Genomic DNA, 25,391 nt, shown 5'->3' with positions numbered 1-25,391 from the left:
AATATTATGGAAAAAAGAAAAGATATATCAAGAAGGAACTTTTTAAAGATATTCGGAAGTGGCATAGTTACTACCGGTGTAATGCTATATGGATGCTCCTCACCTAAAGAGAATTCTAAAGACAAATCTGAAGAGAATAATACAAACCTAGGTGATGTGCCAACAGATAAAATGACATACAGAATCAATCCTACTACAAAGGATAAAGTATCTATATTGGGATATGGATGTATGCGCTGGCCGGCGAAAGAGAATGCTAAAGATGACGAAAATCCAATTGACCAAGAGGAAGTGAACAAACTTGTTGACTATGCCCTGGCTCACGGAGTGAACTATTTCGACACTGCTCCGGTATATATGCGTGGATACTCGGAGAAGTCAACAGGTATAGCATTAAAACGTCACCCTAGAGATAAATATTACATCGCAACAAAGATGTCTAACTTCTCAGACCCTTCTTTCGAAAACTCTGTCAAACTATATAAGCAGTCTTTCAAAGAGCTGCAGGTAGACTACATAGACTACTATCTTCTTCACGCCATCGGTGGAGGGAGTGACTGCATACAGACACTACATGATAGGTTTATTGACAACGGACTTATAAACTACTTGTTGAAGGAACGTGAGGCAGGAAGAATAAGAAACTTAGGTTTCTCTTTTCATGGCGATGTAAAAGCATTCGACTATCTGCTTGCAATGGACGTGAAATGGGACTTCGTTCAGATTCAACTTAATTATCTGGATTGGATAAAACCTTTAGGCGCAAATATAGATGCCAAGTATCTCTATTCAGAACTTAGGAAAAAGAATATACCTGCTGTAATCATGGAGCCTCTTCTGGGAGGTAGACTGGCAACACTAAACGAGCATATCGTAAAGAGCCTCAAAGAGAAACGCCCAGAAGACAGCAATGCAGCATGGGCCTTCAGATTTGCAGGATCTCCCGAAGGAGTACTCACAGTTTTGAGCGGTATGACATTTATGGAGCATCTGCAGGATAATATACGCACTTATTCCCCTCTTGAACCGGTTTCCGACGAGGAAAAGGAGCTGTTAAATAAGACTGCTATAGAACTGTTGCAATATCCGCTTGTATCTTGTACTAACTGTGAATATTGTATGCCATGCCCTTATGGTTTGAACATACCTGGTATATTCAAGCACTACAACAAATGTGTAAATGAAGGCAACGTATCCGAAAGTGCTAAAGATGAGAACTACGCTAAAGCAAGAAGAGCATTCCTAATAGGATACGACAGATCGGTTCCAAAACTAAGACAGGCAAGCCACTGTATAGGTTGTAATAAATGTGTAAGTCTCTGTCCTCAGAAGATAGATATTCCTGAAGAACTTCACAGAATTGATGAATACGTAGAGAAGATAAAACAAAACAAGTTATAGAAAATAAAAAGGCCTCCGATTGGAGGCTTTTTTATTATTACTTATTCATATTAAGAATATCCATGAATCTTTTTATCACTTCAGGCTTACCCGTATGCTTGGAGTCGTCCTCACTTAACTTACATGTATCATTATAGAATGACCACGACTCTGTTATCTTGGCTGCTATAAGTTTAATCACAATATTCATAGGTTCTATTCCTTCGAAGTCATTGGTAAAGTGAGTACCTATTCCATATGATGGCTGGCATAAATCCTTTGCATATTTCTGAATTTCTATAGCATTTAAAGTATTAAGGGCATTGCTGAAGATAACTTGTTTGCTCCTTGGATCAATACCCAGTGAACGGTACTTTTCCGATATCCTAGTTAGCTGTTTCATATTATCTCCGCTATCAATTCTCAATCCCTTGAAAAGGTTGGCAAAATCTTCAGAGAAATTAAGACTGAAGATATCCCATCCGAAACTATCATAAATATATGTTCCTAATGCTCCGCGGAAAGTGTTTCGCCATGAATTCATGGCAATATGATTAGCCATCTGTGGACCATACATTCCTCCTATGGCACATACAAACTCGTGCGCCATAGTGCCAACAGGTAGCATATCATATTTCATAGCAAGGTATATATTGCTTGTTCCAACGAACTTGCCGCTCCACTCCTTGCTCATACTGCAATCCTTCATTGCTCTGATTACAGTATCTTCCGCCTGAAGAGATGCTCTTCTTCTTGTTCCGAAATCACTATAGACACATCCTGCTTCAAGAAGTCTTTCCGCTTTAGCATATGATTTTTTATAGTACTCATCATAGTCGAAATAGCTATCCTTTTTTGTCATTATATAGTATAGCTCGGAGATTATAGCAAGTACCTTCACTTCAAGCAAAATTGTATCTGCAGCTACCTTGAAGTTCAACATGAAGATGTCCACTCTCGTCCTGCCATGCTTTTACCCATTTATGATCAAACCTATACCCTTTTAAATAGTTATAGAACCATCCCGGTATATAGTAACATCTGCTTTTCATGAACTCTATCTCTTGGTCTGTGATAACCAATGACTCAAGCATCTCTATCTGCTTATTGAGTTCATCAGAAAAACCCTCAGGGTATATTGTATTATTTCTATCTGTAAACGAATATTTAACTTGTGCTCGTGGAAAATTATCTATTACAGCACAACACATTGTAAATTTATACAAATCATCGTCTGTAAAATGGGTGATTATCTGCTTCATAATTATATTCTTTGTCCAAATATATATCTATTACTTCACTATTTCTTAAGCTCTTTCTTCCTTTTTTTCCAGAGTTGATAACTATTAATTGTATTTTGCCATATAACATAGCTACCAGGTCCCACTGACGATAATGGATTAAGGTATGTAAATGCCATCCAGATTGCAAGAACGGTATTCTTCTGACCCAATGCTTGCCCGGCGCTTATCCTATCATTGTATATACTGCCTATATTCTTACCTAAGAAGAACTGAACAACACATGCAAAAAGACCGGCAAACGCAATTTCTAACTCTATACCTGGAGCTGCTGTGCTGTTTGCCAGTGAGCGCACAGTTTGTCCCGTTACGATAGCAAGAGATACAGCCCAAAGATAGAAGGCCATTCCATGATATTTTAGAAGTGTGGAGTGTAACTTAGGCATGCAATATCTTAAAAACATTGCAAGAAAAAAAGGAAATAAAAGTAGAGGGAACACCTTACTTAATATCTTAAGAAAAGCAGAAACGAATGTTACATTAGCTTGTGGCTCCAACAGTGGAAAGACCAAAGGAACTGCAATAGCTGCAAGTATATTCGAGAGTAATGTATATGTAGTTAGCGATGAAGCATTGCCTCCCAACTTACCTGTAATCACCGCTGCAGCAGTTGCTGTTGGGCATATCAGACATACTATTGCAGCCTGAAACACAATCTTATATTCATAAGTAAGATCTGCAAAAAGAAGTATCATGCAACGATGCCACTAAAGAATATCTGAATAAGCAACAACCATAAATGCCATCTTCTAGGAAATAACTCTTTAGGCTCCACCTTACAGAAAGTTAGTAGAAGCTGAGTAAATATAAGTAGTGGAGTAAAAAAATTTACCAACCAAAGGATATAAGGTTTAGCAGCTGAAAGTGCTGTAATACCGGATAATAAGAAGTATGCAATTGCCCCTGTAAGCATTGCAAATGGTAAAGCCCAATTCTTTAAAAAAACTATCATACCTATTTATAATTTTATTAGCGCCATATTAATATGGTGTGCAAAATAACCAATAATTCAGCTGAAAACAGTTCTTTTTATCTGCTTTTGTGGATTAAGTATTGGATTTTTGATAAAACGGAGAGATAAATGTTTAGTTTTATCATAAATTACCTAAATTTGCAAATTATATTGATATGGGTACATACAGACTTAAAATAATATTTTTTATTTGTAGCCTTGGGCTATTTTTCCCTTTTTCATCAAACACGATTTTGGGAAAGGACTTCGTTGTTGTCATCGATCCCGGACATGGAGGAAACGACCCGGGAGCAATTGGAAAAAGCGGAAGAGAGAAGGATATAAATCTAAGAGTAGCATTGAGATTAGGAGAATTGATTAATGCTAATTCTACAAATACCAAAGTTATTTTCACAAGATCGAATGATATCTTTATTCCTTTGGACAGACGTGCAGAGATTGCTAATAACGCAAAAGCTGACCTCTTCATCTCCATTCACACTAATGCTGTAGCAAGAAACGGACAAAGTATAAGTGGTGCTGAAACTTATACCTTAGGTCTTCACCGTTCCGAAGAGAATTTGGAAGTCGCAAAACGTGAGAACTCAGTAATTCTTGTCGAGAACGATTATAAGCAGAGATACGCAGGCTTCAACCCAAACTCTTCCGAGAGCTATATAATGTTCGAGTTCCTGCAGGATAAGAATATGGAGAATAGTGTACTCTTTGCCAAGAGGATACAGAGCTCTTTCAAAAATAATGTAGGAAGAACAGACAGAGGAGTACATCAAGCAGGATTCCTTGTTTTGCGAGCAACATCAATGCCTAGCGTGCTAGTTGAGCTTGGATATATATCAAATGCAAATGAAGAGCAGTATCTGATCTCTAATGAAGGAGCGAGCAGCATGGCGAGTGGTATTTTTAAAGCTTTCATGACCTATAAGAGATCTTATGACAGCAAAGCTAAGTTAGCTGTAGCTGAAGATAAGGATGAGAAGAGTGAAGATATAATAATTGATGTAAATGATTCTGCCTCAGTTGAAAAAGAGATTGTTTCAGCAAAAGACTCTGACAAGAATGTAGTTTCATATCCATATCCTACCTCATCAAACAAAAAGAGCAATATCTTAATCAATAATAACAAACAGAACAACAATAGACGTGATGTAGATGTTGTTAAAGATAAGAAGAGTGATAATACTAAAGAGCAAAAAAACGAAAGTAAAGACAAACCAGTTTTCAAGATTCAGATTGCTGCCTCAAATCAATTATTGAAAGAGAAAGACAGGGCCTTCAAAGGCTACGCTCCTATAGATTATTATAAAGAGAATGGCACATATAAATATACATATCAGTCTGACACAGATTACAACAAGATTCTAAAAATAAGCAGAGAGGTCAGAAAAGTATTTAAGGATGCTTTCATAATAGCTTTCAAGAATGGAGAAAAGATAGATGTGAATGAAGCTGTCAAAGAGTTTAAGGATAAAAGAGATTAAAGAAACTAAAAATGAAAAAAGAGGTAAAAATAGGACTGATTGGAGTTTTAGCATTATTGATTCTTTATTATGGAATTAATTATCTAAAAGGCATAAACCTGTTCCAATCCAGCAATTTCTATTATGTTGAGTATTCAAATATCAACGGATTAGCAGGATCAAGTCCGGTATATGCCAATGGATATAAGATAGGTACAGTAAGACAAATTGAATACAACTACCAGAAACCAGGTAATGTAACTGTTATGGTAGAGGTTGAGAAAGAGATGAGAGTGCCCAAAGGGAGTTATGGTGAACTTGTATCTGAAATGCTAGGTACTGTAAAGATGAATCTAATTCTTGAAAAAGGTAACTCTTACTACAATCCTGGTGATACTCTGAAAGGAGTGGTCGATAATGGATTAGTTGGCGTCGCCCAGGATGAGCTTCTCCCACAAGTAGAAAAGATGCTTCCTAAGATGGATTCCATTCTTACATCTTTGAATAAACTAATGGCAGACCCTGCTCTCGCCAAGACTCTTAATAATGCAGAAGCTATAAGTGCAAACTTAAAATCGACAACAGCTTCTCTAAATCACTTCATGAATAATGACCTTCAGAAAATTGGTTACAACCTGAATGTCATAACCACAAACTTCGCAGATATAAGCGGAGAGTTGAAAAGTATAAACTACAAAGAGACATTTACCAAAATAGACTCTACTTTATATAATGTACAAATGCTCACTAGCAAGCTTAACAGAAAGGATAATTCTCTAGGTCTTCTATTCAACGATGCTACCTTATATAATAATCTGAGTTCAACTACAGCTAATGCTTCCCTCTTGTTAGAAGACCTGAAATCTAATCCAAAGAGGTATGTACACTTCTCTTTATTTGGTAAGAAAAATAAATAAAAAAAATCGGAGCTAATTAGATTTATTCTAAATAGAGCCCCGACACTGATTTATTTAATTCCACCCAAAACGCTGAAAAAAAGCAAATAGATAAATTTATTTTACTACTCAATAAAAAAATAAAGAGTTAATCTTCACGGCTATTTTCCTAATAATCAAGATTATACAAAAAAGCAAATAAATTCATTTTATGTTTTACAATATCTTTTTCGTAAACTCCTGATTATTAACAACTTGTACTATCGAAAAGAAAAGCAAGCAAAAGGCTATTTGTTTATATCAAAATTCATTTCGAAATTTGCAATAGTAGAAGTTTCGCTTTTTATAATAATCGCATTATATGATTGTAAACGATCCTGTCGTTTTGTGGAAACATTGTCTTGATATTATAAAGGACAATGTCGCAGAGACGACTTATAAAACATGGTTTGAACCTATTGTCCCCATGAGATATGAGGACAAAGCATTGACTATAGGTGTACCGAGTCCATTTTTCTATGAATTCCTTGAAGAAAAATTTGTGGATTTGTTACGTTCCGTTCTATACAAAGTTATAGGAGAAGGAACCCAATTGATGTATAGTGTTTTAACCGATAAGACTAATCATATTTCGGTTAACATGGAGGGCACAAACAGGTCTCCAGCTATCTCAAAACCAACTTCTATTCACGAGGCAAACAAGTCACCAAACATGACTCAGGCACCTGTTATACAGGAGCTTGATCCTCACCTCAATCCAAATTACAATTTCGAGAATTTCATTAAAGGTTCAAGTAATGAGTTCTCACGGACTGTTGGAGAGACTGTTGCAAAGGATCCTGCAAAGACCTTTAACCCTCTTTTCCTTTATGTCCATCGGGTGTTGGTAAAACTCACTTGACAAACGCTATAGGAACAAGGATAAAGGAGCTATATCCTAACAAACGAGTATTATATGTATCTGCACACCTTTTTCAGGTTCAGTATACTGACTCTGTTCGTACAAATCACTTCAATGATTTTATAAGTTTTTACCAAAGCATAGATGTACTGATTATAGACGATATACAGGAATTTGCGGGAGTTACTAAAACTCAGAACACATTCTTCCACATCTTTAATCACCTACATCAGAATGGTAAACAACTTATCCTTACATCCGACCGAGCTCCGGTAATGCTTCAAGGAATGGAAGACAGACTTCTTACTCGTTTCAAATGGGGATTGGTAGCAGAGCTTGATAAACCGGATGTAGAGCTTAGGAAAAACATCTTACGCAATAAGATTAAGAGAGATGGTCTCACTATTCCAGAGAGTGTCATTAATTATATAGCAGAGAATGTAAACGAAAGCGTCAGAGAACTCGAAGGCATTATAAATTCTCTTCTTGCTCAATCGATACTATTCAAGAGAGATATTGATTTGGACCTGACACAGAGAATTGTAAAGAAAGCCGTCAAATGCTGTGAGAGTAAGCCTCTATCTATTGAAGACATCATCTCTAAAGTGTGTGCTCATTATGAGATTGACGAGTCTGCAATACACACCAAGACCAGAAAGAGAGAGATTGTTCAAGTTAGACAGGTAGCTATGTACCTTGCAAAGAAACATACTGAATCTTCTTCTTCTAAGATTGGACAGCTCATAGGTAATAAAGATCATGCAACAGTTCTTCATGCTTGCAAGATCGTTAAGGACCAGGTGGATGTAGATAAGAGTTTCAAATCTGAAATAGAGGAGATAGAATCGAGCTTAAGAAGCAAATAAATATCGTATTATCGCAAAAAATGAGCGGAATAGTTAATGATAACTATTCCGCTCATTTTCGTTTCATATCTAAATATTATCAATATTTACTTTTCAATAAAACCTTGCTCCTTCAATGCGTCGAGAAGAAGCTTGCTGATATACTCATTATCACCTCGTTTGTACCTCACATCGGTATAGACCTGAGCTAAAGTCTTCTTGTTATTCTCCTCTATAAACTTCAAGCTCTCTTCAAGTCCCTCTTTCTCCTTATATATACTCTTAATATCTTCCGATGAATAATCTTTATAGACCTCATCATGAACAATAGCCCTGAAATCGATTCTGTCTGTCTGTGCCGGACTTTCGCCTGGATAGCCTACGGTTATAGTAGCAATAGGTACAACGAGCTTAGGTAGCTTAAGAATATCAATTATCTGCTTTGAATTATATATCGTTGTACCGAGATAGCATGTACCTAATCCCTCTTCCTCTGCCAAGGTTATAAATTCCTGCGTTACGAGCAAGGCATCAGTAGCAGCATTCATAAAAGAGAGAAAGTTGTCGTATCCTGGAATTGCATCGCTCTCTTCACACCACTTTACGAACCTATTGAAATCAGCGCAGAAAGTCAGGAGAGCCGGAGCTTCCATAACCATAGGCTGATTAAAATGAGCAGGAGCCAGTTTCTTCTTCATCTCCACATCGCGAGTAACAACAACACTATACAATTGCATATTACCCATTGTAGGTGCTCTAAAAGAGGTCTCAAGCAATCTGTCGATCAACTCTTTTGAAACATCTTTATCTTTATATTTACGTATTGTACGTCTATTCTTTATTGATTCCATAGATTATTTATTTCAGATACAAATATATAAAAAGAATATAATCAAACTCCTCAAAAAAAAGCATAAATAATTCTCAATTCCTCAAGAACTTAAAAACATTTTTCTATAAATAAATTCTACAATTTTCCAAAATTGGAAACTTTTTTATTTTTCTAAAAATCTTTTTATCTGATTACCAATATATTAATCATACAAAATGGACAATTTTGAAAATTAATAAAATCTTTTTCTTGTATCTTTTTGTTTATTCAAAAAACATATTTAGTTTTGCTATATCTTTTATTATGGAAAGCGATTCTACTACTACTTAACTTTCATATAAACAGATTTAAATATTAGGATAAAGTGGATAAACAATCTTACACTTACAACGAGGCTTTTGAACAATCATTAGAGTACTTCAAAGGCGATGAGCTTGCTGCGCGTGTCTGGGTGAACAAATATGCCGTAAAAGATTCATATGGCAACGTATTTGAAAAGTCTCCAGATGATATGCATTGGAGAATAGCCAATGAGATAGCTCGCGTAGAGTCAAAATATAAAAATGGTCTATCATCTGAGGAGTTATTCAAGCTTCTTGACCATTTTAAATATATTGTTCCTCAAGGTAGCCCTATGACAGGTATCGGAAATGAATACCAGGTGGCTTCACTTTCTAACTGTTTTGTTATTGGTATAAACGGGAACGCCGATTCATACGGAGCAATTATTCATATTGATGAAGAGCAAGTTCAGCTTATGAAACGTCGTGGAGGTGTAGGTCATGACCTGTCACACATACGTCCTAAAGGTTCTCCAGTTAAGAACTCAGCACTTACTTCAACCGGTCTTGTTCCATTCATGGAGCGTTATTCAAACTCTACAAGAGAGGTTGCACAAGATGGTCGTCGTGGTGCGCTTATGTTGAGCGTTTCAATCAAGCACCCAGATTCAGAGTCTTTCATTGATGCAAAAATGACAGAAGGAAAAGTTACAGGAGCAAACGTTTCTGTTAAACTTGATGATGACTTCATGCAGGCTGCTGTAGATAGAACAACTTATACACAGAAATACCCTATCGATTCAGACGCACCAACATTCACTAAAGATATTGACGCATCTTCTCTCTGGAAAAAGATAGTGCATAACGCATGGAAATCTGCAGAACCGGGTGTACTCTTCTGGGATACTATCATCCGTGAGTCAGTGCCAGATTGTTATGCAGACCTTGGCTACAAGACTGTTTCTACAAACCCATGTGGCGAAATTCCTCTTTGTCCATACGATTCATGTCGTCTTCTTGCTATAAACTTATACTCATATGTTGTTAATCCATTTACTAAAGATGCATACTTTGACTTTGAGCTATTCAAAGATCATGTTGCAAAAGCTCAGAGAATAATGGATGACATCATCGACCTTGAGTTGGAGAAAATCGAGCATATAATGAATAAGATTAACTCTGACCCCGAAAATGAAGAGGTAAAATTAACAGAGAAACACCTTTGGGAGAAGATTTATCTTAAGAGTAAGCAAGGAAGAAGAACAGGTGTAGGGATCACTGCTGAAGGTGATATGATTGCTGCAATGGGATTGAGATATGGAACAGAAGAGGCTACTGAGTTCTCAGAAGAAGTTCATAAGACTATTGCTGTTGAAGCTTACCGTTCATCTGTAAAGATGGCTGAAGAGAGAGGTGCTTTCGAAATATACGATAGCAAGCGTGAAGAGAAAAACCCATTTATCAACCGTCTAAAAGAGGCTGATCCTGAGCTTTACAACAGCATGGTAAAATATGGTAGAAGAAACATCGCCTGCCTGACTATAGCACCAACAGGAACAACAAGTCTTATGACCCAGACTACATCAGGTATTGAACCTGTATTCATGCCTGTATATAAAAGAAGAAGAAAAGTTAATCCTAACGACCCTGAAGTTCATGTCGACTTCGTTGATGAGACTGGCGATGCTTTCGAAGAGTATATCGTTTACCATCATAAATTCCTTACATGGATGGAGGTAAACGGATATGACACTACAAAAAGATATACTCAGGAAGAGATTGATGAACTTGTAAAGAAATCTCCATACTACAAAGCAACTTCAAACGATGTTGACTGGCTTATGAAGGTTAGAATGCAGGGAAGAATACAGAAATGGGTAGACCACTCAATTAGTGTTACCATCAACCTTCCTAACGATGTTGACGAAGATCTCGTAAACAGACTATACGTAGAAGCTTGGAAATCCGGATGTAAAGGCTGTACTGTTTACCGTGACGGATCACGTTCAGGGGTTCTTATCTCTGCTAAGAGCGACAAGAAGAGCGAAAACCCTCCTTGCAAGCAACCGGATGTAGTGGAAGTTCGTCCAAAAGTATTGGAAGCTGATGTTGTAAGATTCCAGAACAATAAAGAGAAGTGGGTAGCATTCGTTGGTATTCTCGACGGTCATCCTTACGAAATCTTTACCGGTCTTCAGGATGATGATGAAGGTATATCTCTACCTAAATCGGTTACAACAGGAAGAATCATCAAGAACATTGATGAAAATGGCAACAAACGATATGACTTCCAGTTCGAAAACAAGAGAGGGTACAAGACAACTATCGAAGGACTTTCTGAAAGATTCAACAAGGAATACTGGAACTATGCTAAGCTTATTTCAGGAGTATTGCGTTGGAGAATGCCTATCGACAGAGTTATCAAACTTGTAGACTCTTTACAACTTGACAGCGAGAACATCAACACATGGAAAAACGGTGTTGAAAGAGCACTTAAGAAATATGTTATCGACGGGACTAAAGCCGATGGTCAAAAGTGCCCTAACTGTGGAAACGAGACTCTTGTCTATCAAGAAGGATGTCTTATTTGCAAGACATGTGGTAGCTCACGTTGTGGATAATTAAAAATGAAAGCAACTGATATGTATATTATAATGAAAGGCATAAAACTTTATGCCTTTCATGGTGTTATGGAACAAGAGAGAAAGATTGGAGCAAACTTTATTATCGATATCAAGATAAAGACTGACTTCAGCAAGGCTGCAATATCCGACTCTCTTGAAGAGACAATAAGTTATGCTGACATATTCAATGATATAAGAAAGGAGATGGAGATTCCATCACAGCTTTTAGAGAATGTATGTCAGAGAATATGCAACAGATTGTTTCTCTCTTATTCAACTATTGAGTATATAAATATCAGACTCTTTAAAGAGAATCCGCCTATGAATTCAAACAGCGACACAGTAGGTGTTGAGATGAATTACGAAAGATAAGCCCTCTTTAGAAGATTAATATAAAAAATAAGAGTAAGGGAAACCTTACTCTTATTTTATTATATAATATATTGAACTTTACAAAATCAAAGTTCTGCAAAGATTTTCTTACCATTAATGTAGTATCTCTTTATTATACTATATGGTACAATCTCCTTTATTGTATCAGATGTAGAAAGAGCCTGGTTATTCTTCCTGTCAGCTTCAAAGTCATGTTTCATTTTTCCATACTCTTTTCTGGCACTTAAAACAGCCTTAGCGTTAGATGAATCGCCTTTCAATAAAAACATCGCAGCAGCTACATAGTCCAATATCCCCCTTACCTGCATTACCTTTTTAAGTCTCTTTTCAGGAGTATTCTTATAAAGCATAATAAGATTGTTACGGAAATTAAGGAAGGTTTTCCTAGGATTCTCTTTCTTAAGAGTAGCACCACCTACGTGATACACAACACTTTGTGGAACACACACAATGCGTCTGCCTCTTGAGCGTAGACGCCAGCATAGATCTATCTCCTCCATGTGAGCAAAGAAACGACCATCAAGGCCTCCTACATTTCTGTAATCCTCAAGTCGAATAAAAAGCGATGCACCCGTTGCCCACATCACATCTACTACAGTATCGTACTGCCCCCTATCCTTTTCTACACTATTAAATATTCTTCCCCTACAGAAAGGATAACCGAACTGATCCATATAACCTCCGCATGCACCTGCATACTCAAAATATTCTCTGTTTTTATATGATAGTATCTTAGGCTGACAAGCAGCAACATCCTTGTTCTTGTCGAGATAACAACTCATTGCATCAAGCCAGGAATCAGTCACCTCTACATCACTATTTAGAAGCACAACATACTCTGCTTCTAAATGCTTAAGGGCAATATTGTAACCATCTGCAAACCCATAGTTTTTGTCAAGTTGTATCAATCTCACTTGAGGGAACTCGTCTGTTATCACAGCGACAGAACTGTCCGTCGATCCATTATCAGCAACGCATACCTCAACCTGATCACTTATAGAATACTCTATCACAGAAGGAAGGAACTTACGGAGCATCTCTGCGCCATTCCAATTCAATATAACAACGGATATTTTTTTCATATATACTAAACAAGAGTATAAGTAGACTTTTATATGTTTAATACCTTACTTAACGTAAAGTATATTAATTTAATCCTCAATAATAGTAGCCTTTAGAGCGGTCTTGTCATCATTGAACTCACCAAGTTTAACTCGGATAATCTTATTATCCAATTTTACATCATAAGTTAGTTCAGCACGTATATAGTTTTCTGTGAACCCATGCATAACCTCTCCTCTTTTTGCCTTCTCCATAAGCACAAGAGCCTCTTTTCCTATATGAGCTTCATAAAACTCATGGACCTTTACTTCCGACAAAGCAAGTAGTCTCTGGCTACGTTCATGTTTCTGTTCAGGTGACACAACATGCTCTATCTTGAGAGCCTGAGTACCTGGCCTTTCGGAATAACTGAAGACATGCAACTGTGTTACATTAACCTTCTTGACGAAGTTGTATGCCTCTTCAAAATATTCATCAGTCTCACCACGTGTACCAACAATAACATCCACTCCGATAAATGCATCTGGAATCGATTCTCTTATCTTATTTATTTTATGAGCAAATAGTGCAGTATCATAACGGCGGCGCATCAACTTAAGAACTGAGTCGCTACCGCTTTGAAGAGGAATATGAAAATGAGGCATGAAAGCTCTTGATTGGGCCACATATTCTATAATCTCATCAGTAAGCAGATTAGGTTCAATAGATGAGATACGATATCTCTCTATACCCTCAACCTTATCAAGTGCCTTTACAAGGTCAATGAAAGTTTCACCGGTGGTTCTACCAAAGTCACCTATATTGACACCGGTAAGCACAATCTCTTTACCACCTTCTGCAGCAGCCTGGCGAGCCTGTTCTACTAACTCCTCAATTTTTCCATTACGGCTCCTTCCTCGTGCGAAAGGTATTGTGCAGTAAGAGCACATATAGTCGCATCCATCCTGTACTTTAAGGAAGAAACGAGTACGATCGCCACGTGAACATGAAGGCGAGAAGTTCTTTATATCTTTCATTGGTGTAGATATAGCCTCACCATGCTCATTCTTATTCAAGCTTCCAAGGTACTTCATTATATCACCTTTCTGATCGGCACCAAGCACGAGGTCCACTCCCTCTATCTCAGCCACCTGACCAGGTTTAAGTTGCGCGTAGCAACCAGTCACAACGACAAATGCCCCAGGATGTTGTTTAGTAAGTCTATGTATTGCTTGACGGCATTTCTTATCTGCCATCTCTGTTACAGAACAGGTATTTACAACGATAATATTTGCTTTTTCTCCAGCCTTAGCAGTACGAACTCCAGCATCTTTTAAGATTTTCCCTATAGTTGATGTCTCTGAAAAGTTTAGTTTACAACCTAAAGTATAGTAAACGGCTGTCTTATCTTGAAATATGGTAGTATCTATCATATGTTTTATCCAATTATTTCGCAAAAATACATATTATTATTATGAAAACTTTTAGAATGCGAATAATTATACTTATTTTCGCACACTATTTCAATTTTTGTGCAATGATAACGGAAAATTTTATAAAGTTATACGAGAAAAGCTTTAAAGAGAACTGGAATTTACCTTGTTATTCTGACTATGGAGAAGATATAAACTATACATATGCTCAAGTAGCTGAGGAGATTGCTAAAATACATCTTTTATTCCAACACTGCAGCCTTCGCAGAGGCGATAAAGTTTCTCTTATTGGGAAAAACACATCTAACTGGTGCATCGCTTACTTGGCAGCAGTAACATACGGTGCTATTATTGTACCTATCCTACCCGACTTCAAACCTAATGATGTACACCATATAATCAATCATTCGGAATCAACATTCCTATTTACAAGTGATAAGATATGGGAAAGTCTTGAAGAAGAAGCTATCACTGATTTGCGAGGAGTCTTTTCACTAACAGATTTTAGATGTCTTTACCAGAAAGATGGAGAGACAATTCAACACTTTATACGCTACCACGAACAAGCGATGAATAAGGCATATCCAAAAGGATTTAGAAAGGAAGATATCAATTATACTGAACTGTCTAATGATAAGGTCATGATGCTTAACTACACTTCCGGAACTACAGGTTTCAGCAAGGGAGTTATGCTTACTGGAAACAACCTTGCAGGAAATGTGACATTCGGCATGCGCACTGAACTTCTAACTCGAGGTGAGAAGGTTCTTTCATTCCTGCCTCTTGCTCATGCTTACGGTTGTTCATTCGACTTCCTAACAGCCACTGCAGTGGGAACACATGTTACATTACTTGGCAAGATTCCTTCTCCAAAGATTCTTATGAAGCATTCGATGAGGTAAAGCCTAACCTTATAATCACTGTTCCTCTTGTTATAGAGAAGATCTACAAAAATGTAATCCTCCCTATCATAAACAAAAAGACTATGAAATGGGCTCTTAATATACCACTACTCGACAGCCAGATTTATGGTCAGATAAGAAAGAAACTTATAGATGCGCTTGGTGGCAGGTTCAAAGAGATAATTATTGGAGGTGCAGCAATGAATCCTGAGGTTACAGAGTTTTTCTATAAGATTAAATTCCCATTCACCATAGGCTACGGAATGACAGAGTGCGCTCCACTTATCAGTTATGCTCCATGGGATCAGTTTATTCCTGGCTCAGCAGGTAGAGTTCTTGATATCATGGAAGCAAGAATTGACTCTAAGGATCCTGAAAATATTACAGGAGAGATTCAGGTAAGAGGAGAAAACGTTATGAAGGGTTATTATAGAAATGAAGAGGCTACTAAAGAGGTATTCACAGAAGATGGATGGCTTAAAACAGGTGACCTTGGAACATTAGACAAGAACGGCTTTGTATATATCCGAGGAAGAAGCAAGACTATGCTCCTAAGCTCTAACGGTCAAAATATTTTCCCTGAAGAAATTGAAGCTAAGCTTAACAATCTTCCATTTGTCCTAGAGAGCCTTGTTATTGAGAGAAACCAAAAGTTGGTTGCCCTTGTATACCCAGATTACGAATGTTTGGATTCACTAGGCTTGAACACCACTGATAATATTCAGACTGTTATGGAGGAAAACTTAAAAAATCTCAATAAACAGGTAGGTGGCTATGAGCAGATAAGCAAAATACAACTTTACCCAACTGAGTTCGAGAAGACTCCTAAGAGAAGTATCAAGCGTTTCCTATATAATAGTATTGCAGAAGCTTAAAAATATGTTTTATAACATATTCATTATCAATAAAATAAATAAAAAAACTAATATTTAACAAAAAAAAGTTGTATTTTTTGGTACAACATATCAAAAAAGTACATACATTTGCAGTGTTTTAATAAAGCAAATAAGTATTACAGATTTTTAAAAGCAAAAGAAAAATGAAAAAATTAGTATTTTTGTTCGTAGCTTTCGTTGCAGTTTCTTTCGCATCTTGCGGAAACAAGGCAGCTAATGATGCAGCAGCATCAGATTCAGATTCAGTAGCAGTAGTAGAAGAATCAGCAGCTGTTGATACAGTAGATTCTTTGGCTGCAGATAGCGCTGCAACTGATTCAGCTGTAGTAGCTGAATAATTTCTAACGAACATTAGAGAGAATTGAAAGTCTGGGGCTAAGCCACAGACTTTTTTTATGCCCTATACCCAAGGATAACAGAGAACAGAATAGCTTATTAAGCTCAACACACCTGATTTCCCCACTCCATTTAAGCTACACCAAGCATATCCCAATTTAACCTGTGAATCCACAAACATACCACCTTTACTTTTCTTAGAACAAACCTACGGCAAACATCAACTCTAATAGGTCTCTAAATTAGTTCTAACCCATTATAATACCGCACACATTAAAGAATAAAAACATCCAGCCAAGCTTATATATAGGGCTTTTGAGGATATATTCTTCAGACGGCGTCGGCATCTCATCGGTTGCCGGCGGCTACTCATCATTTGACGACGGCGTCTCATAAGCCGGCGACACCAATCAAACTTTTAGTCTCAGAGTGTTGAAAAAAACAAAAAAGAGCCTGAACAAAAGTTCAGACTCTTTAATATCAAAGTATCTACAGATTATTCAGCAACCACTTCGAAAGGAATTTCAACAGAAACCTCCTTGTGAAGTTTAACGATAGCCTTGTAGCTTCCAACCTCTTTAACAGCGTCTTTAACTACGATAATCTTTCTGTCAATCTTATGACCAAGTTTCTCTAACTCATCAGCAATCTGAATATTAGTTACAGAACCAAAGATTGTTCCAGTTGAGCTAACCTTTGTAGAGATAGTCAAAGAAACGTTTTTCAAAGTCTCAGCAAGAGTCTCAGCATCTTTCTTGATCTTTTCCAATTTGTGAGCACGTTGTTTCAATTCCTCTGCAAGCATTTTCTTTGCAGCAGGAGAAGCGATGATAGCTTTTCCAGTAGGGATAAGGAAATTACGGCCATAACCTGACTTTACAGTCACGATATCATTTTTGTAGCCTAAGTTTGCTACGTCTTCTTTCAATATTATTTCCATAATTATTCTCCTTATTATTTCATCATATCAGTTACGAATGGAAGTAACGCCAAGTGACGTGCTCTCTTAACAGCCTGCGCGATACGACGTTGGAACTTCAAAGAAGTACCTGTAATACGGCGAGGAAGAATTTTACCCTGTTCGTTCAAGAATTTCTTCAAGAATTCAGGATCTTTATAGTCGATATATCTAATACCACTCTTTTTGAAACGGCAGTATTTTTTCTTTTTAACATCTACTGAAGGTGGAGTTAAATATCTGATTTCTGATTGTTGCTGTGCCATGATTAATCCTCCTTTTTAGTTGATTTAACATTTCTTCTCTTAGCAGCATATTCAGCAGCATATTTGTCCATCTTGAAAGTCAAGAAACGGATAATACGCTCATCACGACGGAAGTTAACCTCCAATTTTTCAATTACTTCTGGAGCTGCTTTAAACTCGATCAACTGATAAAAGCCAGTTGATTTCTTTTGAATTGGATAAGCCAATTTCTTTAGGCCCCAATTCTCTTCATTGATAATCTCTGCACCTTCTGCAGTAAGAATACCTTTGAATTTCTCTACCGCTTCCTTCATCTGAGGCTCAGACAAAACGGGAGTTAAAATGAAAACGGTTTCGTATTGATTCATACTTACGTTAATTAAATTATTAAATAAAAATTGAATTCGGCTGCAAAGGTAATTTTTTACTTTTTAAAATGCAAGTATTCAGATACTTTTATTTAACAATAAGCCGATGGAGATTGCATATAATGAGATAATTTTATATTAAAAAGTGGACGAACGGTATTATAACTAAAACATATTTAAAATTGCAGTTACCGCTAAATTAATCGATATTTTAACACTTAAAATATACGATTGAGCTCTATTTTTGTATATTTGTACAAAGTTGTTTAAACAATCAATATATGATAGAGAGTTTAGGTTTTGACATGCATCTGTTTTTTGCCATACTCAACGGGAAAGTATCTGCTGCCATAAACAGAAAGCTTAGCCGTAAGTTTCGTGGCGAAGGGATCGATATTACTCCTGAGCAATGGACCGTACTGCTTTATCTTTGGGATAAAGATGGCGTGACACAACAAGAGCTGTGTGATGCAACATTTAAAGATAAACCTAGCATGACACGACTTATTGATAACATGGAGAGACAACATCTTGTAGTGAGGATTTCCGATAAAACGGACAGGCGTATAAACCGTATTTATCTTACTAAAACAGGCAAGGAACTAGAGAAGAAAGTCAATGAGATTGCTACAGAAACATTAAAAGAAGCTTTGGAAGGTATAGGTCTGTACGAACTCAAAACTAGTCAGGAAGTATTGAAGAAAATATTCGCAAACATAAAAGATTAGATGATTTTAGGTTAATCCACTTTTTATCAAAATAATTTCTTCTATAATAGAATTATGCTTTAATTTGTATATATCGAAATAATAATCTATTAATAAATACACACATGAAAATCTTACTAAAAAATCTTGGACTAATTATTATGGTTTTAGGAGCTTTGATATTAATAGGCATTTTCTTAACTGGAAGTGAGCTTATTAATAACAACTATGTTCTTGGAGGGTCTCTTTTCCTTCTTATATTTGGTTTGATCATTTATATAATAATCAACAAAAATATCAAGGACTAAATAAAAGCCATAAGTCGATAAGACAATTGAGGCAACTATTTTAAAGGTTGTGTTTATAAACCTACTTATATGTGGCAAGAGTGTGAAGTGCAAATACAGTTCACACTCTTGTTGTTTATAGATATAAATATCTTGAGAATAACATGTAGAGGATAGTATAAAGAAATGGGCCAATATAAAACAGAATGAGCTCGGTTTTTACCGAGCTCATATATCTTAAAAAGCACTTACCCTAATTAAAGAATAAATTATTCTACTTCTGGAGTGATTAGTTTATAACCCTTTCCATGAATATTGATAATCTCAATTGATTCATCATCTTTCAAATGTTTACGAAGCTTAGTAATATAAACATCCATACTTCTTGCATTGAAATAATTGTCATCAATCCATATAGTCTTCAAAGCGAAATCACGTTGCAAAATCTCATTTGCATGAGCACAAAGAAGGCCTAAAAGTTCAGACTCTTTAGTTGTCAACTTAGTGCTGTTACCATCTTTAGATAGTATCTGCTTCTGAGTATCGAAAGTGAACTTTCCAAGTTTGTATACACTACTCTCTTTATTCTTCTTTCCGCGTACACGGCGAAGGATAGCTTCAATACGGAAAGTCAACTCTTCCATACTGAATGGTTTAGTAATATAGTCGTCAGCACCAATCTTGAAACCTTCCAGTATATCCTCTTTAAGAGTCTTAGCAGTAAGGAATATGATTGGAATATCAGCATTTGAACTACGTATCTCTTGTGCCAAAGTAAATCCATCCTTTTTAGGCATCATTACATCAAGAACACACAAATCAAATTTATTTTTCAAAAAAGCCTTATAACCAGCTTCTCCGTCAGGACACAATTCTGCAGAATAACCTTTTGCCTGCAAATATTCTCTCAACAGCATGCCAAGATTTTCATCATCTTCGCATAACAAAATACGCAATTTCTCGTCCATATTATTCATTTTTTAATAAAGGTAATGTAATTATAAATTTAGTTCCAATATTCAGATCACTCTCAGCACGTATTGAGCCTTTGTGATCATTAATAATCTTTTTCACATAAGCCAATCCTAATCCAAATCCTTTAACATCATGAAGATTGCCTGTATGTACTCTATAAAACTTATCAAATATCTTCTTTAGGTTCTCTTTCTTTATGCCTATGCCGTTATCCTGTATAGATATGTAGAGTTTACCCGAATCATTCCATGTCTTTACATCTAACAGTAAGTCACCTTCCGGCTTTTTATATTTCACCGCATTATCAAGCAGGTTGAATATAACATTAGTGAAATGCATCTCATCCACGAATATATGTGGATCTTCGGCCATCAATTCCGATGTTACCTTACCGTTGTAAGTTTCTACTTTAAGGGTAAAGGTGTTTATAACTCCCTTTATAAGTTCATTAGCATTGACATCCTTCATCTTTAAAATTGTCTTCTGTCTCTCGAACATAGACATCTGAAGCACCTTCTCTACCTGGAAACGTAATCTCTTTGTCTCATCATTAATTACACCTGATATATGCTGGAACATAGCCGGAGATTTTCCTACAGCAGGATCCTTCAACATCTGTGCAGCTAACGAAATAGTAGATATCGGAGTCTTAAATTCATGAGTCATATTATTAATAAAATCATTCTTAATCTCTGTCAGTTTCTTCTGACGAAAAATAATGTATATTGTAAATATGAATGTCACCAACAGCACTAGAGTAAATATCAATGACGGTATCATAAATTTAACTGAACTGAATATATAGCTATTCATTGTAGGGAAGTGTATATTTACAACTCCCATCCTTGCTGGAGGGTCATTTCTGAATATTACCCTAGAATAGGTATTCTCACTGCCTTCGTCTGTAAAATCAGGACATTTATAAACATCCGTTCCATCTCTATCTGTAACAGAAAAATGATAAGGTATATCTATTCCGTTATTCAGCAGTTCTGTCTTCAAGAAAAGATCCAACTGTTTGAAGTTCACCCTTTTCTTTAAAGGCTTATCACTAGCTGTATACAATATGTTATATACTACCTCGTCTAGAAGAGCTCTTTGATATACATAACGGTTCTTTATAATCTCTTGCAAAGCCCTAGAAGTCTGTGGTATGTTTTTCCCTGTCGAAATTATAGCCTTAGGTACACTGGAAGGTCTTACGTTGCTTACACGCATCTTAAATTCAAAAGTAGAGTATCCGGAGAGTCCATCAGATCCTATAGAATATTGATGTGAATGTTCTACCACCTCAGTTCCCTGTTCCTCCTCCTGTTCTTCAGCTTGACTGTTATCTTTAGATAGCTGAGCTGCTTTTTCTGTTGTAGCCACATCATCTTCAAGATATCTCTTTGTCTCAACCAACTCAACATTTTTACAAGCTGATACAAGACTTCTTTGAACAGATTCATCAAACTGCTCCTTGCGCATCTTAACCATCTCTTCGATATACTTTACCTGAAGGTAGAGCAAGCTAAGAAATGATAACCCCATTACAATACTTAATATCCAAATCGTTGACTTCTTCATGTCAGCCAAATTTTAAACGGTCAATTCGTTAACAAAATCTCTTAACTATCATTAATTGCAGGAGTACCTAAAAACCTTAAAACAGAACTTTTAAGAGAATTGATATATATTACTAACAAAATTAACCTATTAATAGTTTACAAAATAATAAAATTATATAATCACTTGCAATAAAACATAGTGAAATTTTAATGTTGTTTAAATAAAAAACGCATGTTTTTAACAAACACGCCGTTTTTATGTATTATTTTCTACAGTTCATCACTCTTCTTTTTCTTCTTTGCTCTCAAATTCTTTCATTAACTTATCTTGTACATCTGCTGGAACAAGTTCATAACTTGCAAACTTCATTATAAATGAAGCTCGTCCTCCGGTAAGAGAGCTAAGTGAAGTTGAATAAGATGACATCTCTTTTAGAGGAACTCTAGCAACAAGTTTTTCATATCCATTCTCACTGCTCATTCCCATTATAAGTCCTCTTCTACCCTGAAGATCACTCATCACATCACCCATCTTATCACTTGGAACAAAAACCTCAACATCATATATAGGTTCAAGAATCTTAGGACCTGCATTCTTAAATGCTTCACTAAAGGCATGTCTACCAGAGAGCATGAATGATATTTCATTAGAGTCTACCGGGTGCATCTTACCATCATAAACAATGACTCTTACATCTCTAGCATAAGATCCTGTCAATGGGCCCTGTTCCATACGGCTCATAATACCTTTCAATATAGCCGGCATGAATCTGGTATCGATAGCACCACCAACGACGCTGTTAATAAATACAAGCTTGCCTCCCCATTCCAAAGGAACAACCTCTTCACCCTTCTTGGTTATCTTGAATTCCTGTCCATTGAATTTATATGTATCAGGCAAAGGCATTCCTTCGTAGTATGGCTCTACAATGAGGTGAACTTCACCAAACTGTCCTGCACCACCCGACTGTTTCTTATGTCTGTAGTCAGCACGAGCTGATTTAGTAATTGTCTCACGGTAAGGAATCCTAGGCTCTTCAAACTTAATCTCTATTTTTTCATTGTTTTCAAGTCTCCATTTCAGTGTACGTAGATGGAATTCTCCCTGACCATGTATTATAATCTGCTTCAACTCCTTAGACTGTTCAATAACCCATGTAGGATCTTCCTCTTTCATTCTATGGAGAATACTCATCAGCTTCTCTGTATCCGACTCATTTACAGGCTTTATAGCTCTTGAGAATTTAGAATTAGGGTATTTTATAAAGTCAAATCTGTTATCACAATCCTTTCCATTCAAGGTATTTCCTGTTTTAACATCTTTAAGTTTAACACAGCATCCTATATCTCCTGCTTTAAGTTCTTCTACCTCTACTCTATTTGCTCCCGCACATACAAAAATCTGAGCTATTCTCTCCTTAGAGCCTCTGTCTGCATTAGTTAGGTCATCACCTGTATGAGCTGTTCCACTCATAACCTTAAAATACTGAACACCACCGATATGTGGTTCAACAGCTGTCTTAAAGAAATAGAGTGAAGTAGGTCCATGAACATCCGGCTTAACAACATTGCCTCTTGTATTGAATACCGGCGGCATCTCATCAACAAAAGGAACAACATTACCCAAGAATTCCATCAAACGTCTTACACCCATATCTTTACCTGCACATACGCAGAAAACAGGGAACATACCTCTTGATGCCAATCCTTTTCTTATACCTTCACGCATCTCCTCCTCAGTCAAAGTCTCCGATTCGAAGAACTTCTCCATCAAACATTCATCATGCTCTGCTGCAGCCTCAACAAGGATCTTATGCAACTCCATTGCTTTGTCCATCTCTGAATCAGGAATATCCTCAATAATTGGTGCACCACCTTCTGGTTTCCATGAGTATTTCTTCATCAAAAGAACATCTATTAACTCATGAAAATCAGGACCTGTCTGAAGCGGGTACTGTACTTGGACAACCTTAGGGCCATAAATGCTCTTAAGTTGCTCCATTATATTATCGAAATCACACTTGTCATTATCCAACTGATTTACAAGGAAAATAACAGGCTTACCAAGTTTATCGGTATAACGGAAATGATTTTGAGTACCAACCTCTACACCATACTGTCCGTTCAATAAAAGTATAGCAGTATCAGTTACATTAAGAGCCGTCATAGCTGCACCCACGAAGTCATCACTTCCCGGACAATCTATGATATTAAGTTTCTTTCCATTCCATTCTACATGAAAAATAGTAGAAAATACAGAATAACCATATTCCTGCTCAACAGGAAAATAGTCGCTGACAGTATTCTTGGCAGTAATTCTACCACGACGTTTTATAATACCACTCTCAAAGAGTAAAGACTCTGTGAGGGTGGTCTTACCTGCTCCATCATTGCCAAGAAGGGCAATGTTCTTAATTTCATTAGTCTGATATACTTTCATGATAAATAAGATTTAGTAATTAACATAAAAGATATGAGTATCACATCTTTTTAACATATTTGCAAAGTAAAGATTATTGATAAGAAAAGCAACCTTAGTGTATGTGTTACTAAATTATGTTTTAAAGCACCATACAGCAAAAAAAATAGAATACCATTTTGAACCATCTTAACCTTTACTTTTCGTTTATAGTTACTAATAGATTATCTTTGTAAAAAATAGAGTCAATGGCAGGTATATATATTCACATTCCTTTCTGCAAAAAGAGATGCATATATTGTGATTTCTACTCTACTACACAGAGCAACCGTATAGATGAATACATAGATGCTCTTTGCAAAGAGTTGGAAATGAGAAAAGACTATCTCAACGGTGAAGAGATAGAGACAATATACTTTGGCGGAGGGACCCCATCACAGCTTGGTAAAAGCCATTTTGATGATATATTCAAGAGTATAAAGCAATTTTACACCATCGCTAAAGATGCAGAGATTACTATAGAGGCAAATCCTGACGATCTCTCGGAAGAGTATGTCAAGATGCTATCTGAACTGCCACTCAACAGAATAAGCATAGGTATACAGACATTCAACGACGACACACTGAAATTATTAAACCGACGCCATAATTCACAGCAAGCTATAGATGCATTCAACCGCTGCAGAAAACATGGGTTCAAGAACATAAGCCTTGACCTTATGTATGGCCTACCTGGTGAAAGTCTTGAGAGTTGGAAAAGTGATCTATCAATAATAACAAAACTTAACCCCGAACATATATCAGCTTACCATCTTATCTATGAGGAAGGTACCAAGATGTGGGAACTTAAAGAGAGCCATGACGTGAAAGAGGTTAGCGAGAATATGAGCGTTGAGATGTTCTCAACACTTATAGAAACGCTGAAAGAATCAGGCTATGAGCATTACGAAATATCCAATTTCTCGAAACCTTATCTATATTCAAGACACAACTCAAGCTATTGGAAGGGAGTTAAATATTTAGGTTGCGGCCCCTCAGCGCACTCATATGACCAAAGATCAAGGCAATGGAATATAGCTTCATTGGATAGATATATAGAAGGAATAAACAGTGGGAAAGCTGATTATGAGATTGAGAAGTTAGATATCACCACTCAGTATAATGAGTTTGTAATCACCTCGATAAGGACCATGTGGGGAATGGATCTTTCTATACTAAAAGAGAAATTCGGCGTTGCATTATACGACTATGCAATGAAGATGTCAGAAGAGAATATAAAGAAAGGATATCTAGAGGTTGCCGATAATAAGTTAAAGCTAACTAAGGAGGGAATTTTTATCTCCGACGGAATAATGAGCGACCTGCTCCAGGTTTGATGTTAAGATATAAGC

Annotated in this window: 18 protein-coding genes and 4 pseudogenes; 11 read left to right on the top strand and 11 right to left on the bottom strand. The window is 36.5% G+C overall.

Annotated features, from left to right (window positions below; all coding sequences use genetic code 11):
* Nucleotides 1–6 precede the first annotated feature (6 nt).
* Entirely contained in the window at nt 7–1,401 is a 1,395-nt protein-coding gene (locus tag JCM15092_RS04775) for an aldo/keto reductase (RefSeq protein WP_024993663.1), read from the top strand.
* A gap of 37 nt (nt 1,402–1,438) precedes the next feature.
* Here JCM15092_RS04775 and pncB read toward each other — a convergent pair.
* Nucleotides 1,439–2,642: pseudogene (pncB, locus tag JCM15092_RS14975) on the bottom strand (nicotinate phosphoribosyltransferase).
* Between the two features lie 38 nt (nt 2,643–2,680).
* Nucleotides 2,681–3,633: pseudogene (locus tag JCM15092_RS14970) on the bottom strand (transporter).
* Nucleotides 3,634–3,809: 176 nt separating this feature from the next.
* On the opposite strand from JCM15092_RS14970, the gene JCM15092_RS04760 reads away from it, so the two are divergent.
* The 3 genes and pseudogenes from JCM15092_RS04760 (at nt 3,810) to dnaA (ending at nt 7,774) form a co-directional block, all read left to right on the top strand.
* Complete coding sequence (locus JCM15092_RS04760; RefSeq protein WP_024993662.1) at nt 3,810–5,132, top strand: N-acetylmuramoyl-L-alanine amidase family protein; 1,323 nt, start codon at nt 3,810–3,812, stop codon at nt 5,130–5,132.
* Nucleotides 5,133–5,143: 11 nt separating this feature from the next.
* Nucleotides 5,144–6,028 carry an MlaD family protein gene (locus tag JCM15092_RS04755; RefSeq protein ID WP_024993661.1) on the top strand — a complete coding sequence of 295 codons (885 nt, stop codon included), beginning with the start codon at nt 5,144–5,146 and terminating at the stop codon, nt 6,026–6,028.
* 340 nt (nt 6,029–6,368) lie between these two features.
* A pseudogene (dnaA, locus tag JCM15092_RS14965) lies at nt 6,369–7,774 on the top strand (chromosomal replication initiator protein DnaA).
* 86 nt (nt 7,775–7,860) lie between these two features.
* Here dnaA and JCM15092_RS04745 read toward each other — a convergent pair.
* Nucleotides 7,861–8,604 (bottom strand): nitroreductase family protein, encoded by a 744-nt coding sequence (locus JCM15092_RS04745; RefSeq protein WP_024993660.1) that lies wholly within the window; start codon nt 8,602–8,604, stop codon nt 7,861–7,863.
* A 345-nt stretch (nt 8,605–8,949) separates the two neighbouring features.
* Here JCM15092_RS04745 and JCM15092_RS04740 point away from each other — a divergent pair, with 345 nt between their 5' ends.
* Nucleotides 8,950–11,487, top strand: coding sequence for an adenosylcobalamin-dependent ribonucleoside-diphosphate reductase (locus JCM15092_RS04740; RefSeq protein WP_024993659.1), 2,538 nt, complete (start codon nt 8,950–8,952; stop codon nt 11,485–11,487).
* 6 nt (nt 11,488–11,493) lie between these two features.
* Nucleotides 11,494–11,862: a dihydroneopterin aldolase gene (gene folB, locus JCM15092_RS04735; RefSeq protein WP_024993658.1), complete on the top strand. Its 369-nt coding sequence runs from the start codon at nt 11,494–11,496 to the stop codon at nt 11,860–11,862.
* 86 nt (nt 11,863–11,948) lie between these two features.
* Here folB and JCM15092_RS14960 read toward each other — a convergent pair whose 3' ends face one another.
* Nucleotides 11,949–12,965, bottom strand: coding sequence for a glycosyltransferase family 2 protein (locus JCM15092_RS14960; protein WP_034541560.1), 1,017 nt, complete (start codon nt 12,963–12,965; stop codon nt 11,949–11,951).
* Nucleotides 12,966–13,034: 69 nt separating this feature from the next.
* A complete protein-coding gene (gene mtaB, locus JCM15092_RS04725; protein ID WP_024993657.1) occupies nt 13,035–14,357 on the bottom strand; it encodes a tRNA (N(6)-L-threonylcarbamoyladenosine(37)-C(2))-methylthiotransferase MtaB in 1,323 nt (440 codons plus the stop codon).
* 104 nt (nt 14,358–14,461) lie between these two features.
* Between mtaB and JCM15092_RS17895 the strand changes: the two are divergent.
* Nucleotides 14,462–16,134, top strand: a pseudogene (locus JCM15092_RS17895) (long-chain fatty acid--CoA ligase).
* Between the two features lie 164 nt (nt 16,135–16,298).
* A complete protein-coding gene (locus JCM15092_RS04715; RefSeq protein ID WP_024993656.1) occupies nt 16,299–16,493 on the top strand; it encodes a PG1828 family lipoprotein in 195 nt (64 codons plus the stop codon).
* A 494-nt stretch (nt 16,494–16,987) separates the two neighbouring features.
* Here the strand turns inward: JCM15092_RS04715 and rplI are convergent, their stop codons facing one another.
* Genes rplI through rpsF form a run of 3 tightly spaced genes read right to left on the bottom strand, consistent with a single transcriptional unit; the run spans nt 16,988 to nt 18,062 of the window.
* A complete protein-coding gene (gene rplI / locus JCM15092_RS04710; protein WP_024993655.1) occupies nt 16,988–17,431 on the bottom strand; it encodes a 50S ribosomal protein L9 in 444 nt (147 codons plus the stop codon).
* 14 nt (nt 17,432–17,445) lie between these two features.
* Nucleotides 17,446–17,715 carry a 30S ribosomal protein S18 gene (gene rpsR / locus JCM15092_RS04705; protein WP_024993654.1) on the bottom strand — a complete coding sequence of 90 codons (270 nt, stop codon included), beginning with the start codon at nt 17,713–17,715 and terminating at the stop codon, nt 17,446–17,448.
* 2 nt (nt 17,716–17,717) lie between these two features.
* On the bottom strand, nt 17,718–18,062 hold the full coding sequence (rpsF, locus tag JCM15092_RS04700) for a 30S ribosomal protein S6 (RefSeq protein ID WP_024993653.1): 345 nt from the start codon (nt 18,060–18,062) through the stop codon (nt 17,718–17,720).
* Nucleotides 18,063–18,343: 281 nt separating this feature from the next.
* On the opposite strand from rpsF, the gene JCM15092_RS04695 reads away from it, so the two are divergent.
* Both JCM15092_RS04695 and JCM15092_RS17455 read left to right on the top strand, forming a co-directional pair.
* A complete protein-coding gene (locus JCM15092_RS04695; RefSeq protein ID WP_024993652.1) occupies nt 18,344–18,790 on the top strand; it encodes a MarR family winged helix-turn-helix transcriptional regulator in 447 nt (148 codons plus the stop codon).
* A 104-nt stretch (nt 18,791–18,894) separates the two neighbouring features.
* Nucleotides 18,895–19,077 carry a hypothetical protein gene (locus JCM15092_RS17455; RefSeq protein WP_024993651.1) on the top strand — a complete coding sequence of 61 codons (183 nt, stop codon included), beginning with the start codon at nt 18,895–18,897 and terminating at the stop codon, nt 19,075–19,077.
* 248 nt (nt 19,078–19,325) lie between these two features.
* Here the strand turns inward: JCM15092_RS17455 and rprY are convergent, their stop codons facing one another.
* The 3 genes from rprY to fusA2 form a co-directional block, all read right to left on the bottom strand.
* Nucleotides 19,326–20,024, bottom strand: coding sequence for a response regulator transcription factor RprY (gene rprY, locus JCM15092_RS04685; RefSeq protein ID WP_024993650.1), 699 nt, complete (start codon nt 20,022–20,024; stop codon nt 19,326–19,328).
* A gap of 1 nt (nt 20,025) precedes the next feature.
* Complete coding sequence (locus tag JCM15092_RS04680; protein WP_024993649.1) at nt 20,026–21,600, bottom strand: sensor histidine kinase; 1,575 nt, start codon at nt 21,598–21,600, stop codon at nt 20,026–20,028.
* 261 nt (nt 21,601–21,861) lie between these two features.
* Nucleotides 21,862–24,021 (bottom strand): elongation factor G2, encoded by a 2,160-nt coding sequence (gene fusA2 / locus JCM15092_RS04675; protein ID WP_024993648.1) that lies wholly within the window; start codon nt 24,019–24,021, stop codon nt 21,862–21,864.
* A gap of 227 nt (nt 24,022–24,248) precedes the next feature.
* Here fusA2 and hemW point away from each other — a divergent pair, with 227 nt between their 5' ends.
* Entirely contained in the window at nt 24,249–25,376 is a 1,128-nt protein-coding gene (gene hemW / locus JCM15092_RS04670) for a radical SAM family heme chaperone HemW (protein ID WP_024993647.1), read from the top strand.
* Nucleotides 25,377–25,391: the final 15 nt, after the last annotated feature.

It is taken from the genome of Phocaeicola paurosaccharolyticus JCM 15092, from assembly GCF_000613805.1.
In the GTDB taxonomy this organism is placed as follows: Bacteria; Bacteroidota; Bacteroidia; order Bacteroidales; family Bacteroidaceae; genus Phocaeicola; species Phocaeicola paurosaccharolyticus.
This window is presented reverse-complemented; position numbering and strand designations above follow the sequence as displayed.

What these genes read in the sequence shown, in the direction of transcription:
- JCM15092_RS04775 (WP_024993663.1), top strand. Translation starts at nt 7, where the DNA reads ATGGAAAAAAGAAAAGATATATCAAGAAGGAACTTTTTAAAGATATTC.
- JCM15092_RS04760 (WP_024993662.1), top strand. Translation starts at nt 3,810, where the DNA reads ATGGGTACATACAGACTTAAAATAATATTTTTTATTTGTAGCCTTGGG.
- JCM15092_RS04755 (WP_024993661.1), top strand. Translation starts at nt 5,144, where the DNA reads ATGAAAAAAGAGGTAAAAATAGGACTGATTGGAGTTTTAGCATTATTG.
- JCM15092_RS04745 (WP_024993660.1), bottom strand. Translation starts at nt 8,604, where the DNA reads ATGGAATCAATAAAGAATAGACGTACAATACGTAAATATAAAGATAAA.
- folB (WP_024993658.1), top strand. Translation starts at nt 11,494, where the DNA reads ATGAAAGCAACTGATATGTATATTATAATGAAAGGCATAAAACTTTAT.
- JCM15092_RS14960 (WP_034541560.1), bottom strand. Translation starts at nt 12,965, where the DNA reads ATGAAAAAAATATCCGTTGTTATATTGAATTGGAATGGCGCAGAGATG.
- mtaB (WP_024993657.1), bottom strand. Translation starts at nt 14,357, where the DNA reads ATGATAGATACTACCATATTTCAAGATAAGACAGCCGTTTACTATACT.
- JCM15092_RS04715 (WP_024993656.1), top strand. Translation starts at nt 16,299, where the DNA reads ATGAAAAAATTAGTATTTTTGTTCGTAGCTTTCGTTGCAGTTTCTTTC.
- rplI (WP_024993655.1), bottom strand. Translation starts at nt 17,431, where the DNA reads ATGGAAATAATATTGAAAGAAGACGTAGCAAACTTAGGCTACAAAAAT.
- rpsR (WP_024993654.1), bottom strand. Translation starts at nt 17,715, where the DNA reads ATGGCACAGCAACAATCAGAAATCAGATATTTAACTCCACCTTCAGTA.
- rpsF (WP_024993653.1), bottom strand. Translation starts at nt 18,062, where the DNA reads ATGAATCAATACGAAACCGTTTTCATTTTAACTCCCGTTTTGTCTGAG.
- JCM15092_RS04695 (WP_024993652.1), top strand. Translation starts at nt 18,344, where the DNA reads ATGATAGAGAGTTTAGGTTTTGACATGCATCTGTTTTTTGCCATACTC.
- JCM15092_RS17455 (WP_024993651.1), top strand. Translation starts at nt 18,895, where the DNA reads ATGAAAATCTTACTAAAAAATCTTGGACTAATTATTATGGTTTTAGGA.
- rprY (WP_024993650.1), bottom strand. Translation starts at nt 20,024, where the DNA reads ATGGACGAGAAATTGCGTATTTTGTTATGCGAAGATGATGAAAATCTT.
- JCM15092_RS04680 (WP_024993649.1), bottom strand. Translation starts at nt 21,600, where the DNA reads ATGAAGAAGTCAACGATTTGGATATTAAGTATTGTAATGGGGTTATCA.
- fusA2 (WP_024993648.1), bottom strand. Translation starts at nt 24,021, where the DNA reads ATGAAAGTATATCAGACTAATGAAATTAAGAACATTGCCCTTCTTGGC.
- hemW (WP_024993647.1), top strand. Translation starts at nt 24,249, where the DNA reads ATGGCAGGTATATATATTCACATTCCTTTCTGCAAAAAGAGATGCATA.